Here is a 15,137-nt window from a genome sequence, read left to right on the forward strand (position 1 = left end):
GGTTTACAGCGCCATCAGCACATCGGGGCAGGCTGTCAAGCCCAGGTAGATTGCGTCAAGTTGTTCGCGGCTATGGGCTTCGATCATGACCGTCACCGACAGATAATTGCCGCCTTTGCTGGGCCGGGTGGTGACCGCGCCTTCCAGGATGTCCGGGACATGGCGGCGGACGATTTCCACGACGATGGCGTCGAAATCGTCGCGATGTTTGCCCATCACCTTGATAGGGAATTGGCAGGGAAATTCCAGTAAGCTTTCGGTTTCGCTCATGACAGTGATTTTTTGTAGGCTTGCAATAAGTCGTCCATGTGTTTCCAGACGGGGCCGGGCTTGCCGTCGCCGACTTGCTGGCCGTCCAGTTCGATGACCGGCACGATCTCGCGGGTGGAACTGGTGACCCAGATTTCGCTGGCGTTGTGCAGCGCTTCCAGTGCGATGATGTCTTCTTGATAAGGGATGTTGTGCGCGGCCGCCAATTCCAGAATCACGTCGCGGGTAATGCCGGGCAGGATCTCATGGCCTTTCGGCGGCGTAATCAATTCGCCGTCCAGCACCGCAAACAGATTACTGGCCGCGCCTTCGACGACGTAACCGTTGCGCACCAGTATCGCTTCCGCGCTGCCTTGATCCAGCGCTTCCTGCCTAAGCAGAATATTGCCCAGCAAGGTGATGGCTTTGATGTTGCACAGCTGCCAACGGGTGTCGTCCAGCGTCATCGCCTTGATGCCGTCGATCCGGCCGGCGAACGGCTTGATGTCCGCAGACATTGCAAATATCGTCGGTACGATTTGCTCGGGAAAACCGTGATCGCGTTTCGGCGCGTAGCCGCGGGTGACTTGCAGGTAAATGTATTGATCGCGGTCATCCGCCAGTAGCGGCCGGAAAATCGCTTCCCAGTCCGCGACGCTATGCGGCAACGGCAAGCGGATGCCGTTCAGGCTGTTGTTGAGCCGGGCAATATGATCTTCCAGTCTGAACAGCCGGCCGTTATAAGCCGGAATCACTTCGTAGACGCCGTCGCCGAATAAAAAACCGCGATCCAGCACCGACACCTTGGCGTCGGCTAATGGCAGATAAGCGCCGTTCAGATAGACTTGCTCGGTCATTCTTTTTCCAGTAAACCAATGGCTGCATCATAGAGACGGCGGAAAATGCCGCCCTCGGCGACAGCATCCAAAGCCACCAGCGGTTTGCTGAGGATGGATTCGCCAGCCAACGAAATGTTGAGGTTGCCGACCGTGTCGCCCTTGTTCAGCGGCGCGAATACGCCTTTGTCAATCTGCGTTTCGGCTTTTAACTCGTTAAAGTGTTTACGTGGGGCGGTGACGTACAGGTCTTCCGGCAAACCAACTGCAACTTTGGAGGTCACGCCTTTTCTGACCCGCGCTTCGCCCAAGGGCTTATTGCCTTCGTACAATCGGTGGGTTTCGAAGAAGCGGAAACCGTAATTCAGCAGCGATTGGCTCTCGTTGGAGCGTGCGCCGGCGCTGGCGGTACCCATGACTACCGAAATCAAACGCATATCTTCACGTTTAGCGGAAGCCACCATGCAATAGCCGGCATCGTCGGTAAAACCAGTTTTCAAGCCATCAACGGAAGGATCACGCCATAGCAACAGGTTGCGGTTTTGCTGGGTGATGCCGTTGTAAGTAAATTCTTTTTGTTTGTCCCAGCGGTAGTACTCCGGGAACTCCTTGATCACCGCGCGGGCTAAGGTCGCCAGGTCATGTGCCGAGCTGTAATGGTTGGGGCTGGGCAGGCCGGTGGCGTTTTCGAAATTGCTGTTGGACATCCCCAGGCGGCTGGCTTGTTCGTTCATCATCGTCGCGAAGGTTTGCTCGCTGCCGGCGACGTGTTCAGCCAAGGCCACACTGGCATCGTTGCCCGATTGAATGATCATGCCTTGCAACAAGTCTTCGACCGCCACTTGCTTGTTTACCTCAACGAACATTTTTGAGCCGCCAGTTTCCCAGGCGTTCTGGCTGATCGTGACTTTCTCGTCCAGCGTCAAATGCCCAGCTTTGAGCTCGCGGAACACCACGTAGGCGGTCATGATTTTGGTCAAGCTGGCGGGCGATACGCGCTTGTCGGCGTCTTTTTCGGCCAATACCCGGCCGCTGTCGAAGTCCATCAAAAAGTAACTGGAGGCCGCGACGCTGGGAGCGGCGGGCGTGAAAATCGGGCTGGCGGCTTGCAGCGAGAAGGCGGTTAACAATAACAGCAGCCCGCTAAACAGGCTGGTTGTCGTGCGGAAAGGTTGGCTCATGGTCGCGATTCAAAATAGTCATTCTGGAAAACAACATTGTAACACCGAGAGCCGCCGCGTAGAAAAACCCGCGTATTGTGCTAAGGCGCTTTAGTCCAAAGCCGGAAATTTTGGCAACTGTTTGGAATAGTTGGGAAGTTGGCTCAGGCGCTTGTATGGCAGATTTTGAATTTGCAGGCGCAATCCTGCAAGGCCATGCAAGCGGTTTGCTCGACGGGCCTATCCAATAAAGTGGACATCAGCGCGCGATCAAATTCGCATAGTTCCGGGTGCTGCTGCGCTAAATCGTGATAAACACAGTTAACGGCTTTAATGGTCGGCTGGGTTTGTTCGGTGTCCATTTCGGCGTGATAACCCAACGATTGCATCAATTCCAGCAGCGCGCTTTGTTTCTGTGCCGGGTCCTTGCCGCTGAATTGCGGGGCCAGCGACTGTGCCAGATTGACGCCCATGCGCCACAGCATTTGCCGTAAGGCCGTTTCGCCCAGTTCGGTTTTCAACTCGCCCAGCAACAAATTACAAAACCAGGGATATTGCTTGGGTAGGCGGTTGCGGCCTTGTTCGGTCAGTATGTAATTGCGCGAAGGCCGGCCGCCGGTGCTGTTCAGCGCCGCTTCCTGAACCAACTGATCTTTTTCCAGGCCGGTGAGATGTTGTTTGACGGCGTTTCTGGAAATCTCCAATTGCGCGGCTAGCTCGTCGATGCTCATGCCGGACGTGGTGGATAGCAGTAATTTTAAGATTTGCTCTTGGCGCGAGCCGGTAAGTTTGACCATATGCGTGTCTGGCGGTCGGAAATAAGTGATGCGGCATTCTACGCCGGATCAGCTATCACGCAAAGCGCTATAAGCCTATTTTTGACATATAAATAACTTTTATAATAAAAATATTGCAAAAGTAGTTTTTTTCGCTTACTCTGCGCTCGGCTTTAAACAGCCGCATTTTTTTAATTTGCAATGAAAGGCAGACCATCATGAGCGAAACCACGGCAACTCTTTACGAACAACTAGGCGGCGAAGCGGCCGTTAACGCTGCTGTCGATATTTTTTATCGCAAAGTCTTGAGCGATCACCGCATCAACCGCTTTTTCGATAACACCGATATGGACAAACAGGCCGCCAAACAAAAATCCTTTTTAACCATGGCCTTCGGCGGTCCGAATAACTATTCCGGCGCCGATATGCGTCAAGCCCATGCGCATCTGGTTAAAAAACTGGGTTTGGATGATTCACATTTTGATGCGGTGGTCGAAAATCTGGCGGCTACCTTGCAAGAACTGAATGTGCCGCAAGAGTTGATCAATCAAGTCGCGGCGATTGCCGAAAGCACCCGTAACGACGTGTTGGACCGCTAGGCGCCGGAGTAGGGGATGAGCTTGCATAAACTCAGCGTGAACGACCGCGAAATTGTTTGCGAGTCTGGCGAAACCGTGCTGGACGCCTGTCTGCGCGAAAACATCGACATCCCCTACGGTTGTCGGCAGGGCGCTTGTCAAAGCTGTACGGTGCGCAGCTTGCAGGGCCCGCCGCCGCTGGCGGCGCAAGACGGTTTAAAAGACGTATTGCGGCATCAGAACCATTTCCTGGCCTGCCTGTGCTATCCGCAGCAGGATATGTCTATCAGCATTAGCCCGCCCGCCGATTTTTTCACCGAAGCGACGGTAATTGAAAAAAGTTTGTTGAATGCGGAGACGCTGCAACTCACCTTGCGGTGCCGGGAAACCATGGATTATTACGCCGGCCAGTTCGTGAATCTGAAACGCGCCGACGGATTGACCCGTAGTTATTCGATTGCCAACAATCGCTTGCAAGCCAACAAATTAAGTTTTCATATCCGCCGCTTGGCCGGAGGCCGCTTCAGCGAATGGGCGCACCGGGAACTTCAGGTAGGCGACAAACTCGAGGTATCTGATCCGCAGGGCCTGTGTTATTACCTGCCGACCGCTCCGGAGAAAAATCTATTGCTGATCGGCACCGGCAGCGGTTTGGCGCCATTGGCGGGCATAGTCAGCGAGGCTTTGCACCACGGCCACAGCGGCGATATTCATCTGTTCCATGGCAGCCGCGAGATGGATGGTTTGTATTGGATCGAGGAAATGCAGGCGCTTGCCGACCAATACTCAAATTTCCATTACACCGCCTGTATCTCACGCGGCGATGCGCCTGATGGCGTGGCCAGGGGCCGGGCCAACGACGTGGCGATGGCGAGTTTGCCTAGTCTGAAAGGTTGGCGGCTGTATTTATGCGGCCATCCGGATATGGTGCATCAGACCAAGCGCCAGGCGTTTTTGCATGGCGCGGCCTTGCAGGACATCCATGCCGATGCATTTCATGTCGCGTCGGCCACCTTGGATTGATTGGGCAGCACGTAAACCTTTTGCCGCTCCAGTACCGCCAGGGCGCGGATCTGCTCCAGCACCTGCTGCAAAACCGGCGCATCGTTATCGCGCTGCGACACCATGTAGGCCGGTAATTTGAATTGCGGGCTATCGGCGACCGGAAACAGTTTGCCGGCTTGTAGCAGCGGTTCGGCCAGGCGTACCGGTAGGAAACTGGAGCCGCGGCCTTGCGCCAGAATCAGCTGTACCGCCATCCAGCCGATATTGACCACTTGCGCCGGCCGTTCCAGATTGGGGTAACTATTGCTGTGCTGGGCGTAAAATCCGGGCGCCCAATCGACATAAATGTAATCGTCGTTCGGCCAGGGCTGGGTGGGGTCGGTGGTCAGCAGCACCAGGGTTTCATCGAACAAATGCTCGATTTGCAGGCCGGGGCTGTGCTGGGGGGTGTACATCAAGCCTATGTCCAGCGCGCCCGCTACCAGGCTGCGCATCAAGTCTTCCTCAAAGCCGATGTCGCTGCGGATGGAAATGTCAGGCATGGCCCGCCGTATTTCACTGATCCATTCCGGCAACAAGGTTTCGCAGAGGGCAATCCGTGCGCCGATGCTGATACTGCCGCGAAACCGGCTGGGCAAGCCGATGTCGTGCCGGGCTTGTTCCAGGGTTAATAGCAAGGATTTGGCATGTTGTAAAAAACGCCGGCCCGGTAAGGTCAGGCTGGCGCCGGAGCGATTGCGGACAAACAGCGTCACGCCCAAATAAGCCTCCAGGCGCTGGATGCGGGTGCTGACCGTCGATTGCGTTACGTACAAACGATTGGCCGCTTCCAGAAAACTGCCGTTGGCCGCGACGCTTAAAAAGGTTCTGATTTGGTCGATGTCCATGGTTTTAATATTGCATTTATCGATATTAAAGTCCAATAAATATCGCTTGTCTTATATCAACGTGGTTTTTATAGTACCTCCTGAGTAATGTATCGATTCGATGGCATTGTTGGGTGCGGAGGAAGTCATGAAAACTTCAATATGTTTATTCACCAGGCTTTGGGGCAACCATAAAAACGTCCTGCTGGGATTGGCTTTGCCGTGTTTGCTGGCGGCATGCACGGCGCCGAGTATTAAGCCCGCCGCGTCGCAGATCGACCGATTGCACAGTTTTTTGATTGTGCCGGTGCAAGCGCCGCCGCTGGAAGTGATACCGGATTTGATCGAGCGGCGCGACCCTGCTTATCGACATTTCGAAAACATGGCGATGGGTTATGCACTGCCTACTGAGCTTTATCAAATCCCTGGCGGTATCGAAATTGCGGGCATGGTTATTGACAGCCAAACGGCTGATGTGGACGCGATGACCAAGGCGGCGCCAAGCGCTGCCGGTAGCCCTGTAAATACCGATTTGGGTTGGACGCCCGCCAAGGCGGCGGCGCAGAAGCTGCCTGGTCTACTGGCTGCGGAAAATCGCAAAGGGGAATTGAGTCGCGAGTATTACCCCTTGCCTACGGCGGGCGACGCCAGTTTGCAACATTGGCATCAGGCGATGCAAGCTTGGTACGGCCAGAACACCACGTCAATTGATTATGCGACGATGGGCCACTACGACGCGGTGATAGAAGTTGGGATCGGCAGGTATCGGATTTTTGAAGGGCAAACGTCTTTGCAGCTAATGATCAAGCTGATCGATCCCGTCTCGCGCCATGTCATCGCTCGGACACTATCGGAAAGTTTCAGGGTTGACGATCAGGCGTTCGCCTCTCTGGACAATGGCGGTGGCGCGTTTAAACAATTGATCAGCGATATGGCGGTGCCACTGTTGCGGCAAAGTTTGGGTGACATTGGTCTGCGCCTACCCCCTCAAGCCGACGAATCTTAGCGTGTTGACCAGGCCGATAAGCGGATGAGCCTCGTCTATCAAAAGCGTCTGCGCGGCTGGCGGTTTAAGCTGTTTAACCTATGTCTGGGATTTGGGCATGCGTTGGTGATCTTCAATGCCGGCGCGTACATCGCCATGCTGCCCAGATTGGCCGGCGGCTTGGGTGTGCCGCCCAGTTTTGCGACCTGGACCCAGACTGATTACATGATAGCGCTGGCGCTGGCGTTTCCGGTGGGCGGCTGGTTGGCGCGGCGCTTCGGCGAATACCGGCCCTTCGTCGCGGCTTTCCTGGCGTTTGCCTTGGCCTCTTTCCTCTGCGCCTATTGCACTGCCTTTTATGGCTATCTGGCTGGCCGCATTGTGCTGGGATTTGCCGGCGGCTTGACGCTGCCCTTGGGTCAGGCCTTGTTGCTGAAGGAATATCCCGATAGACGTAAATCGCTAGGTATCGGTATCTGGAGCCTATTCACGTTGACGCCGTTCACCTTCGGCCCGCCTTTGGGTGGTTGGATAGCCGATAACCTGGGTTGGCGCTGGCTATTTTGGCTCAACATCCCAGCGGCATTTGCGATTGCCGGTATCGTCGGCGCGCTGTTGTATCGGCGCGGTCACCGGCGATCCTGGCAGCGCTTTGACAGCGTCGGATTTATGTTGTCGGTGATGCTGGTGTTTGCTTTGCAGACTTTGTTGAATCAGGGCAACGATTGGGACTGGACCAATTCGGCTTACATCAAAGGCTTAATCGCGTTGATAGCCGCCACGCTGATTTATTGGGTGGTATGGGAATTGCGCGTGCGTCGGCCATTTCTGGATATTCGCCTGTTTGCCCACCGCAATTTCAGTATTGGCGTGTTCATTTTATTCACCGGTTTTCTGTATTTTCAAGGCTTGCTGTCCTTGCTGATCGTGCAGTTGCAACTGGCGTTCGGCTATTCGTCGTGGGAAGCCGGTTTGGTATTTCTGCCGATGGCTATCTGCGCCAAGCCGATGGCCAGCGTCTTGCACGAGATCGTCAAACGCTGCGATGCCCGGCTGTTGGCGAGTGCGAATTTGCTGGGATTTGCCGCCACCTATTTTTGGCTGAGTCGCTTCGACGATCCTGACTCGTTTGCCCAATTGTTCTGGCCGAAGTTGCTGGAGGGCGCCTGCCTGGGCAGCTTTTTCGTGCCGATGACCGCTTTGCTGCTGCACGGCTTGCCAGCCGAACGGCAATGGCGGGCGCTGGAATTGGCTAATCTGTTGCGGATAGCGGCCGGGGCAATCGGCATTGCCGTGCAAGGCATCGTGCTGTACCGGCGGGCGCCGCAGCATCTGACCCGCTTTGCCGAAAATCACGGCGCGTTTGAATTGTCAGATCATCCTACCTTGTCAACGCTAAATTTCCTGGGATTTGCCGAGCCGGCGGCGTTAACCAAATATGCCAAGCTGGCCGGACGTGATGCGGTGTTACACGCCATGAACGATGCGTTCTGGATGGCCGGTTGCGTGTTTGTCGGCATGGCGGCGCTAGTTTGGTTGGCGCACCCAACTCGCACCCCGGTTAAAGTTAGCGTCGAGCAGGAGCTGCGCCGGGAAACTCAGGAACTGCTGGCGGAGGAGGCCTGATGTCCGCTCGTCAGCTAATTGCACTGGCGTTAATGTTGGGTATTTCGTCAAGTTGCGCCCGGTTCGGCGACGAAGAAGGCGCGCGCGTCAGTCTGTTACCCATGCCCGACATGACCAACACCGTTGCTGATGCGCGCGGCAGTTTCGCAAGCAGCGATGCCTGGCCGACGCCGGATTGGTGGACCGGCTTCGCCAGCCCGGAATTGCAGCGCTTGATAAGCACGGCGCTGGCCGATAATCCGGATTTGAAGGCCACCGCCGCCCGGTTGCGGCAGTCTCAGGCGATGGTCGATGCGCAGGCCGCCGAGCTTTATCCGACGGTTGATGCCAACGTCAGCTTTTCGGTGCAACGCTTCTCGGCGAACAGCGTGCAAGCCAAGTTGGCCGGCGAAAACTTTCGGCAGATGCTGATTAACCCCTTGATCTTGCGTTACCACCTGGATTTTTGGGGGCGCGATGCAGCGGCTCTGCAAGGCGCGGTTGGCCGTTCGCTGGCGGCCGCGGCGGAACTGGCCGATGCGCGCCTGCTATTGTCATCTACCGTGGCTAGGGGTTATTTCGAATTGTTGGCTGCCGCCGCAAAACAAGGCATCGCCGAGAACATCGTCGCCGAGCGCCAGGCCTTGTTGAGATTCGAACAAACGCGCCTGGCGACCGGTTTGGCCGCCGATGCACCGCTATTGCAGGCCAGAATAGCTCTTGCTAACGCCGAACAAGGTTTGGCTGCGGCGCGCGCCGACGTGGAATTAAGTAAAAACCTGTTGGCGGCGCTGGCCGGGAAGGGGCCAGATTGGGGGGCGGGCATCGTCATCGAACCGGATCGGCTTGAGCAAGCGTTAACCCTGCCGATGGATTTGCCGCTGCATTTACTGGCGCATCGTCCCGATATTAGCGCGGCGCGGCTGCATGCCGAGGCGGCGGCTGAGGAAATCAAGGTTGCCGAGACCGCGTTTTATCCGGACGTCAATCTGGTGGCCTTCACCGGCTTGCATAGCGTCAGCTTGAGCGACGTGTTGTTGCAAGGTTCCAGTCTGGCTTACGCGGTCGGGCCTTCCATCGAGTTTCCGATCTTCGAAGGCGGCCGGCTGCGCGCCAATTTGGCGTATCAAGAGTCTGCTTATGACGCGGCCGTCGAGCGCTATAACCGCAGCTTGGTGCATGCGGTGCAGGAAGTGGCGGATGCGCTGAGCCGCTGGCGCGAGCTGGATGAGCGTCTGGCGGCACAGCGGCAAAGCCTGGCCGACGCATTAGCCGCCGACAAACTGGCCGACAGTTTACGCAGTCATGGCTTGTCTGATCGCGCCGCGCCGAGTTTGGCTAAATTGGAGGTCTATCAACAACAGTTTCGCTTGGCGGCTTTGGTGGGCGAGCGACACAAAGCCGAGATCAACATTCTCAAAGCGCTGGGCGGCGGCTACAGCGACACTAAACCCGCAAAGCCATGACCGCAAACATGCCAAAAAAAATTCGTCCTCGGGAAATTCTGCGCCAACGCCGGCGCCGCTTGCAAGGCGTCACCTTGGCTTTGCTGCTGACCGGTTTGACTTATCTGGCGTATTGGTGGTTGGAGCATCGCGACTGGGTGGCCACTGACGACGCCTTCGTGGCCGGGCATTTAATTACGTTGAAAACCCAGACTGACGGTACCGTGATCGAAGTATTGGCGGAAAACACCCAGTGCGTGGAAAAAGGCCAGGTTTTGGTTCGGCTGGATGGTGTGCATGCCGGCATTGCCTTGCAGCAGACGCAAGCCGAATTGGCGGAAGCGGTGCGGAATATCGTTAGTTTGCAGGCCAAAGCCGAGACGCTGAAGCAGCGGGCCTTGGTGAAACAAGCTTTACTGGCACAGGTCAATCACGACCTGGCGCGCTTCAACGCGGCGGCCAAGGACGGCGCGGTTTCCGATCAGCAACTGCAAAATGCCCAAGATAAAAGCCACGAACTGGAGGCGGCGATTAAAGAAATTCGCGCCGAACAAAGCGGCATTGAGGCGCAATTGCTGGATTCGGGGATAGATAATCATCCTGCCGTGGAAAAAGCCAAGAGCCGCTTGCGCCAGGCGTTTCTGGATTACCAACGCCGGAATCTGGTGGCGCCGGTGTCCGGTTGCGTGGCCAAACGCAAGGTACAAGTTGGCGATACGCTGAAGGCTGGTGCGCCCTTACTGGCTATCGTGCCGCTGAACGATCTATGGATAGAAGCCAACTTTCTGGAAAGTCAGATCGCCGGGGTCAGGCCGGGGCAGGCGGCGGTAGTGCGCGTCGCGGCGTATGGCGACGACCGGATGTATCACGGCCGGGTGCAAGGCATCAACCCGGGTACCGGCAGCATCTTTGCAGTGTTGCCGACCGATAATGCTACCGGCAATTTCATTCATATAGCCGAGCGTTTGCAGGTGCGTATCGCGCTGGATGCAGGGGAACTCAAGGCCAATCCCTTGCAGCCAGGCTTGTCTACATTAACCCGTATCAACATAGAAAAAGCCGACGGTTTGGTATCGGCATCCGCGGTTACGCTGAATGGCGAGGCTTATCGCACCGATGTTTATGATCGAGAGTTGGAGGGTGCCGAACAGTTGATAGAACAGATTGAGTTGGCCAATCGGCCGCACTAGTTCGGCCGTATTCAGGCGGCTAGCGATTAATTTCCACAAAATTGCTGCAATAATGCGCGGCTACGTGTATCTTTGCCTTCCGGCAAAAATGGCCGACACTCATAAATCAAACCGGCGACTGCGACAAGGTACGCGCCGCTTCTAAAAATTTAAATGACGGATTAACCATGTGTTTTAGCGCCAATATGTCTTTGGGCCTGGGAGTGGCGGGGCTCGTTGCCTCCACGGTAACTTTCCTGGATAAGGACGAAACCTTTTGGGTGAAACTGGCGAGGGCTTACGCCATTTTTCACTTCTCGTTGATGGAGTTTATTCAGTATTTTGCGTATCCGGTGGCCGATCAGTGCGGTTACGGGACCAACCTTTTTCTGAGCGAGTTGTCGTCGGTGCATATCAGCCTGCAAGCCTTTGCGATCATGCCGGCTTTGGCGACGTATTCGTCAGACCCTAAGGCTTTGAAAAAAGCCTTTATCGTCGGCAGCTCTTTGAGCGGTTTGTTTTTGATTTTGACCCGCTTGCCGAACGACTGGCAACTGTTTGACATAGATCCTAACTTTATCGGCAGGATGAACTCCTGCCTGTTCATGGGCATTTACCACATCGGTTATGCGATCTCCAGCGCCTTTGGTTTGCTGGTGACCCATGGGTCACTGTTTGCGTTGGCGTTCAGCGCGTTTGTCTGGAAAAACAATTGGCGAATCGGCATCTACCATTGTTTTGGCGCGTTGATGACCTTGTTCATGCCGCAATGGCTGTTTGGCGTCAGTACCGGCGAGGCGGCGGCGATGTATTGTTTTTATTCGATCCCGATCACCGCCAGCTTCATGCCGACATTTAAAAAGCTTTTCTCCGCCCAGTCTGACGATTGGTCAGACGGTGTGCCTGCCAGACAACAGTCTTGATTAGTGCCGCAGAGGCACAAGACATTACGCCTCTGCTATTGCCAAGCTTCAATAAACCCTTGATAAAACGCTGGGTCGGCGACGGTAGCGCCGCGCTGACCTACCAACGCCGACGCAAACTCCTGCGCCCGTTTTAGCATCACGGGCATAGGCCAGTTTTCGGCAATCCCCAATAACAAAACTGCTGCAAACGCATCGCCGGCACCGACCGTATCGACTATTTCAATATGGCTTTCGGGGGCGATACTGAACAACTCCCCAGATGAATTCAGCGCCAGCGCACCTTGGCTGCCGCGCGTAAGCACCACGCCTTTTAAATGATATGTCTGCTGCAATAGGCGCATCTTGGTGTCTATGCTCTGCTGGCCAGGCAGCAATAATTCCAACTCTTCATCGTTCAGTTTCAACCAATCCGCGCCGGCGATCCAGCCCAAGACCTCATCCGCTTGCCACCAGGGCGCGCGCAGATTGACATCCAGAAACACCGGGCCACTCCAGTTCTGTTGCATATCAAGCAATGTTTGTCTGGAAACCGGGTTTCGTAAAGCCAGGCTGCCATGATAGAGCAAGTCCTGTTTGGGGGCATGATGGAACGCCTCGGCATCAATGTAGTCGTAAGCTTGCCGGTCCAGAATCCGGTAGCTGGGTTGCCCGTCTGTTATGCTGACCGCTACGCTGCCTGTTGGGTGAGCAGCGTCTATCTGCATGGCAGATCGAGTCATGCCGACACTTTGCATGGCCGCGAGGATCTCGCGGCCGGCGTCATCTTCCCCCACACGGCTGATAAACAGGGCTGGCCGGCCCAAAGCTTGCAGATGCCAGGCGACATTAAATGGCGCGCCACCGAGGATTCGGCTGCCGTCCGGAAAATTGTCGAATAGTACTTCACCGAATATCGTGAAAAAAGCTGTTTGCATCTGTCTGGCCTCGCCGCAATTGCTGGTTTAGAGCAATCACAATAATCAACGCCTGCGGAAATGACAATGGCGTGTGAACGGCTATGGTCGTTTTCAGGGCGCTTACCGATGTGTGCTGCACTGATGTGGTGCGTAAAGCAGTTTGGGTGATGTGGCGGCGATTTAACTTTTTGATAAATAGACATTAATAAGATTGGCATGTGGATTGCTGAAAGATGGTCATGAATATAAATACTTTTTTCGATGAAATGCGTACCTCAACCGGTAGCGTCCGGCGGCTGTATCAACCCTTCGCGGAGTGGTTGAGCAGTACCGATCACGCCCAGTTGATGCAAAAGTCCCGCGAAGCGGAAATGCTGTTTCGGCGGGTGGGCATTACTTTTAATGTCTACGGCGACGAGGCCGGCGCTGAGCGCTTAATTCCGTTTGATGTGGTGCCGCGGATTCTGGCCGCCACGGAATGGCGGGTATTGTCGGCTGGCGTGATTCAGCGAGTCACGGCGCTGAATGCGTTTTTGAACGATCTGTATCACGATCAGGAAATCATCAAAGCCGGTATCGTCCCCGCCAGCATTCTGGAAAACGAGATGTATCGGCCGGAAATGCAGGGCGTGGATGTGCCGGGCGGGATTTATGCGCATATCGCCGGTGTCGACATAGTGCGTACCGCCGAGAATGAATTTTATGTGCTGGAAGACAATCTGCGCACACCGTCCGGGGTTTCCTACATGCTGGAAGACCGCAAAATGATGATGCGTCTGTTCCCGGAACTGTTCCGCCGTTATGCGGTAGCGCCGGTCGAGCATTATCCGCAGGTGCTATTGAACAATTTGCGGGCGGTGGCGCAGCCCGGGGTTTATGACCCGACTGTGGTGTTGTTGACTCCTGGCGCCTATAACAGTGCGTATTTCGAACATGCGTTTCTGGCGCAGCAAATGGGTATAGAACTGGTAGAGGGCCAGGACTTGTTTTGCAAGGACAATGGAGTGTTCATGCGCACCACGGAAGGCCCAAAGCGCATTGACGTGATTTATCGGCGCATCGACGACGATTTTCTCGATCCGCTGGCGTTTCGCGAAGATTCGATGCTGGGCGTGCCGGGCTTGGTCTCGGTGTATCGCAATGGGGGCGTCACGCTGGCTAACGCGATTGGCACGGGAGTGGCAGACGACAAAGCTACTTATACCTATGTGCCCGAGATGGTGCGTTTTTATCTGGGTGAGGAGCCTATTTTGTCCAATGTGCCCACGTATAAACTGGAAAATCCCGACGATTTGAAATATGTGTTAGAGCATCTGGAGGAGCTGGTGGTCAAGGAAGTGCAGGGTTCCGGCGGTTATGGCATGTTGGTGGGGCCGACCTCATCCAAACAGCAGATCGAGGATTTTCGGGCGCGGATTTTGGCCGAGCCCGACAATTACATCGCCCAGCCGACTCTGGCTTTGTCGACTTGTCCGACCTTAGTCGAGCAGGGCGTGGCCCCAAGGCACGTCGATTTACGGCCGTTTGTGTTGTCCGGCAAAACCACCACGCTGGTGCCGGGAGGCTTATGCCGAGTAGCGATGCGGGAAGGTTCGCTGGTGGTGAACTCCTCGCAGGGCGGCGGCACTAAGGACACTTGGGTATTGCACGGAGACTCAACATGCTAAGCCGCACCGCCGACCATCTTTACTGGATGGCCCGTTACATCGAGCGCGCCGAGAATATGGCGCGGGTGCTGGACGTTACTTATCGGATGTCACTGGTCGCCAATAGCGCCTACGACGAAGCCGCACGCTGGAAACCCCCGGTGCAGATTGCCGACGATATCGAGGCTTTCGAGAAAAACTACTCCGGCTACACTGCGGTCAATGTGATTCAGTTCATGGCTTTGGATGAGCGTAACCCGTCCAGCATCGTCAGTGCTCTTAACTCGGCGCGCGAAAACGCGCGTGCCGTGCGAGTGGCGATGTCTTCGGAAATGTGGGAGACCGTCAATGCCTTATGGTTGGAACTTAGGCAACGGATTCGACAAGGTTTAAGAGAAGCTGAGATCAGCGAATTTTGCGATTGGGTGAAATCGCGTTCGCACCTGTTTCGCGGTGTTACCTTCGGCACCATGTTGCGCGACGACAGTTACAAGTTTGTGCGTTTGGGCAGCTTTGTCGAGCGGGCCGACAATACCGCCCGGCTGCTGGATGCCAAGTATCAATTGCTGTTGCCGGCCGTGGAAGCTCCCGAGGGCCAGGTCGATTATTACGAATGGAGTTCCTTGCTGCGTTCGGTGTCTGCATTCGAGGCCTATCAAAAAGTGTTTAGAGATACCATTGAGCCTTGGAAAGTGGCCGAGCTATTGGTGTTACGCGACGACATGCCGCGCTCCTTGCATGCCTGTTACGACGAATTGGCGCCTATCCTGGAGCAACTGTGTCGGCAGCGGGGCCGGGAGTGTCTGCGCTTGGCCGGCGAAAATCATGCGCGGCTGCATTACGGGCGGATGGCCGACATTTTTAAGACGGGCTTGCATCAGTTTTTGCAGGATTTCATTTTGCGCAACAACGCGCTCGGCGTTGAAATTCAGCGGGCCTTTCTTAACGGACCGGAATAAGTCCTTGTGTAAACAGTGTATTGCTGCACCGACTGT

Annotated in this window: 15 protein-coding genes; 9 read left to right on the forward strand and 6 right to left on the reverse strand. The window is 55.5% G+C overall.

The genetic code is table 11. The features are described from left to right. Positions 1-3: 3 nt before the first annotated feature. From ACH5Y9_RS01385 to ACH5Y9_RS01400, 4 genes are all read right to left on the reverse strand, one after another. On the reverse strand, positions 4-270 hold the full coding sequence (locus tag ACH5Y9_RS01385; RefSeq protein WP_026603734.1) for a YbeD family protein: 267 nt from the start codon (positions 268-270) through the stop codon (positions 4-6). Next, positions 267-1,106: a D-amino acid aminotransferase gene (locus tag ACH5Y9_RS01390; protein WP_445368244.1), complete on the reverse strand. Its 840-nt coding sequence runs from the start codon at positions 1,104-1,106 to the stop codon at positions 267-269. The genes ACH5Y9_RS01385 and ACH5Y9_RS01390 overlap by 4 nt, the downstream gene beginning before the upstream one ends. Then, positions 1,103-2,266 (reverse strand): D-alanyl-D-alanine carboxypeptidase family protein, encoded by a 1,164-nt coding sequence (locus tag ACH5Y9_RS01395; RefSeq protein ID WP_445368245.1) that lies wholly within the window; start codon positions 2,264-2,266, stop codon positions 1,103-1,105. The genes ACH5Y9_RS01390 and ACH5Y9_RS01395 overlap by 4 nt, the downstream gene beginning before the upstream one ends. 143 nt (positions 2,267-2,409) lie before the next feature. Beyond that, positions 2,410-3,042, reverse strand: coding sequence for a helix-turn-helix transcriptional regulator (locus ACH5Y9_RS01400; RefSeq protein WP_445368246.1), 633 nt, complete (start codon positions 3,040-3,042; stop codon positions 2,410-2,412). Positions 3,043-3,239: 197 nt separating this feature from the next. Here ACH5Y9_RS01400 and ACH5Y9_RS01405 point away from each other — a divergent pair, with 197 nt between their 5' ends. After that, entirely contained in the window at positions 3,240-3,620 is a 381-nt protein-coding gene (locus ACH5Y9_RS01405) for a group I truncated hemoglobin (RefSeq protein ID WP_192376058.1), read from the forward strand. Between the two features lie 15 nt (positions 3,621-3,635). After that, on the forward strand, positions 3,636-4,622 hold the full coding sequence (locus tag ACH5Y9_RS01410; RefSeq protein WP_445368247.1) for a 2Fe-2S iron-sulfur cluster-binding protein: 987 nt from the start codon (positions 3,636-3,638) through the stop codon (positions 4,620-4,622). Here ACH5Y9_RS01410 and ACH5Y9_RS01415 read toward each other — a convergent pair. Beyond that, positions 4,595-5,527: a LysR family transcriptional regulator gene (locus ACH5Y9_RS01415; RefSeq protein ID WP_445368248.1), complete on the reverse strand. Its 933-nt coding sequence runs from the start codon at positions 5,525-5,527 to the stop codon at positions 4,595-4,597. The two genes, ACH5Y9_RS01410 and ACH5Y9_RS01415, sit on opposite strands and share 28 nt — an antisense overlap. Before the next feature lie 91 nt (positions 5,528-5,618). On the opposite strand from ACH5Y9_RS01415, the gene ACH5Y9_RS01420 reads away from it, so the two are divergent. The 5 genes from ACH5Y9_RS01420 to ACH5Y9_RS01440 all read left to right on the forward strand — a co-directional run bounded on the left by ACH5Y9_RS01420 (position 5,619) and on the right by ACH5Y9_RS01440 (position 11,597). Continuing rightward, positions 5,619-6,476, forward strand: a complete 858-nt coding sequence (locus ACH5Y9_RS01420) for a hypothetical protein (protein WP_445368249.1) — start codon at positions 5,619-5,621, stop codon at positions 6,474-6,476. A gap of 24 nt (positions 6,477-6,500) precedes the next feature. Continuing rightward, positions 6,501-8,081 carry a DHA2 family efflux MFS transporter permease subunit gene (locus ACH5Y9_RS01425; protein ID WP_445368250.1) on the forward strand — a complete coding sequence of 527 codons (1,581 nt, stop codon included), beginning with the start codon at positions 6,501-6,503 and terminating at the stop codon, positions 8,079-8,081. After that, entirely contained in the window at positions 8,081-9,526 is a 1,446-nt protein-coding gene (locus ACH5Y9_RS01430) for an efflux transporter outer membrane subunit (RefSeq protein ID WP_445368251.1), read from the forward strand. The genes ACH5Y9_RS01425 and ACH5Y9_RS01430 overlap by 1 nt, the downstream gene beginning before the upstream one ends. Positions 9,527-9,534: 8 nt before the next feature. Then, the gene (locus ACH5Y9_RS01435) at positions 9,535-10,695 is read left to right on the forward strand and encodes an efflux RND transporter periplasmic adaptor subunit (RefSeq protein WP_445368252.1); all 1,161 of its coding nucleotides are present in this window, start codon (positions 9,535-9,537) and stop codon (positions 10,693-10,695) included. Positions 10,696-10,862: 167 nt separating this feature from the next. After that, on the forward strand, positions 10,863-11,597 hold the full coding sequence (locus ACH5Y9_RS01440; RefSeq protein WP_445368253.1) for a DUF5765 domain-containing protein: 735 nt from the start codon (positions 10,863-10,865) through the stop codon (positions 11,595-11,597). 35 nt (positions 11,598-11,632) lie between these two features. Here ACH5Y9_RS01440 and ACH5Y9_RS01445 read toward each other — a convergent pair whose 3' ends face one another. After that, the gene (locus ACH5Y9_RS01445) at positions 11,633-12,514 is read right to left on the reverse strand and encodes a PfkB family carbohydrate kinase (protein WP_445368254.1); all 882 of its coding nucleotides are present in this window, start codon (positions 12,512-12,514) and stop codon (positions 11,633-11,635) included. A gap of 215 nt (positions 12,515-12,729) precedes the next feature. On the opposite strand from ACH5Y9_RS01445, the gene ACH5Y9_RS01450 reads away from it, so the two are divergent. Both ACH5Y9_RS01450 and ACH5Y9_RS01455 read left to right on the forward strand, forming a co-directional pair. Further along, entirely contained in the window at positions 12,730-14,163 is a 1,434-nt protein-coding gene (locus ACH5Y9_RS01450; protein ID WP_171694496.1) for a circularly permuted type 2 ATP-grasp protein, read from the forward strand. Beyond that, on the forward strand, positions 14,157-15,101 hold the full coding sequence (locus ACH5Y9_RS01455; RefSeq protein ID WP_033155700.1) for an alpha-E domain-containing protein: 945 nt from the start codon (positions 14,157-14,159) through the stop codon (positions 15,099-15,101). Before ACH5Y9_RS01450 ends, ACH5Y9_RS01455 begins: the two co-directional genes overlap by 7 nt. Positions 15,102-15,137: the final 36 nt, after the last annotated feature.

The sequence above is a fragment of the Methylomonas sp. BW4-1 genome (assembly GCF_052474385.1).

Coding starts and splice junctions, on each gene's coding strand:
- ACH5Y9_RS01405 (WP_192376058.1), top strand. CDS start 3,240: ATGAGCGAAACCACGGCAACTCTTTACGAACAACTAGGCGGCGAAGCG.
- ACH5Y9_RS01440 (WP_445368253.1), top strand. CDS start 10,863: ATGTGTTTTAGCGCCAATATGTCTTTGGGCCTGGGAGTGGCGGGGCTC.
- ACH5Y9_RS01420 (WP_445368249.1), top strand. CDS start 5,619: ATGAAAACTTCAATATGTTTATTCACCAGGCTTTGGGGCAACCATAAA.
- ACH5Y9_RS01425 (WP_445368250.1), top strand. CDS start 6,501: ATGAGCCTCGTCTATCAAAAGCGTCTGCGCGGCTGGCGGTTTAAGCTG.
- ACH5Y9_RS01395 (WP_445368245.1), bottom strand. CDS start 2,266: ATGAGCCAACCTTTCCGCACGACAACCAGCCTGTTTAGCGGGCTGCTG.
- ACH5Y9_RS01390 (WP_445368244.1), bottom strand. CDS start 1,106: ATGACCGAGCAAGTCTATCTGAACGGCGCTTATCTGCCATTAGCCGAC.
- ACH5Y9_RS01450 (WP_171694496.1), top strand. CDS start 12,730: ATGGTCATGAATATAAATACTTTTTTCGATGAAATGCGTACCTCAACC.
- ACH5Y9_RS01435 (WP_445368252.1), top strand. CDS start 9,535: ATGCCAAAAAAAATTCGTCCTCGGGAAATTCTGCGCCAACGCCGGCGC.
- ACH5Y9_RS01445 (WP_445368254.1), bottom strand. CDS start 12,514: ATGCAAACAGCTTTTTTCACGATATTCGGTGAAGTACTATTCGACAAT.
- ACH5Y9_RS01400 (WP_445368246.1), bottom strand. CDS start 3,042: ATGGTCAAACTTACCGGCTCGCGCCAAGAGCAAATCTTAAAATTACTG.
- ACH5Y9_RS01410 (WP_445368247.1), top strand. CDS start 3,636: ATGAGCTTGCATAAACTCAGCGTGAACGACCGCGAAATTGTTTGCGAG.
- ACH5Y9_RS01455 (WP_033155700.1), top strand. CDS start 14,157: ATGCTAAGCCGCACCGCCGACCATCTTTACTGGATGGCCCGTTACATC.
- ACH5Y9_RS01385 (WP_026603734.1), bottom strand. CDS start 270: ATGAGCGAAACCGAAAGCTTACTGGAATTTCCCTGCCAATTCCCTATC.
- ACH5Y9_RS01430 (WP_445368251.1), top strand. CDS start 8,081: ATGTCCGCTCGTCAGCTAATTGCACTGGCGTTAATGTTGGGTATTTCG.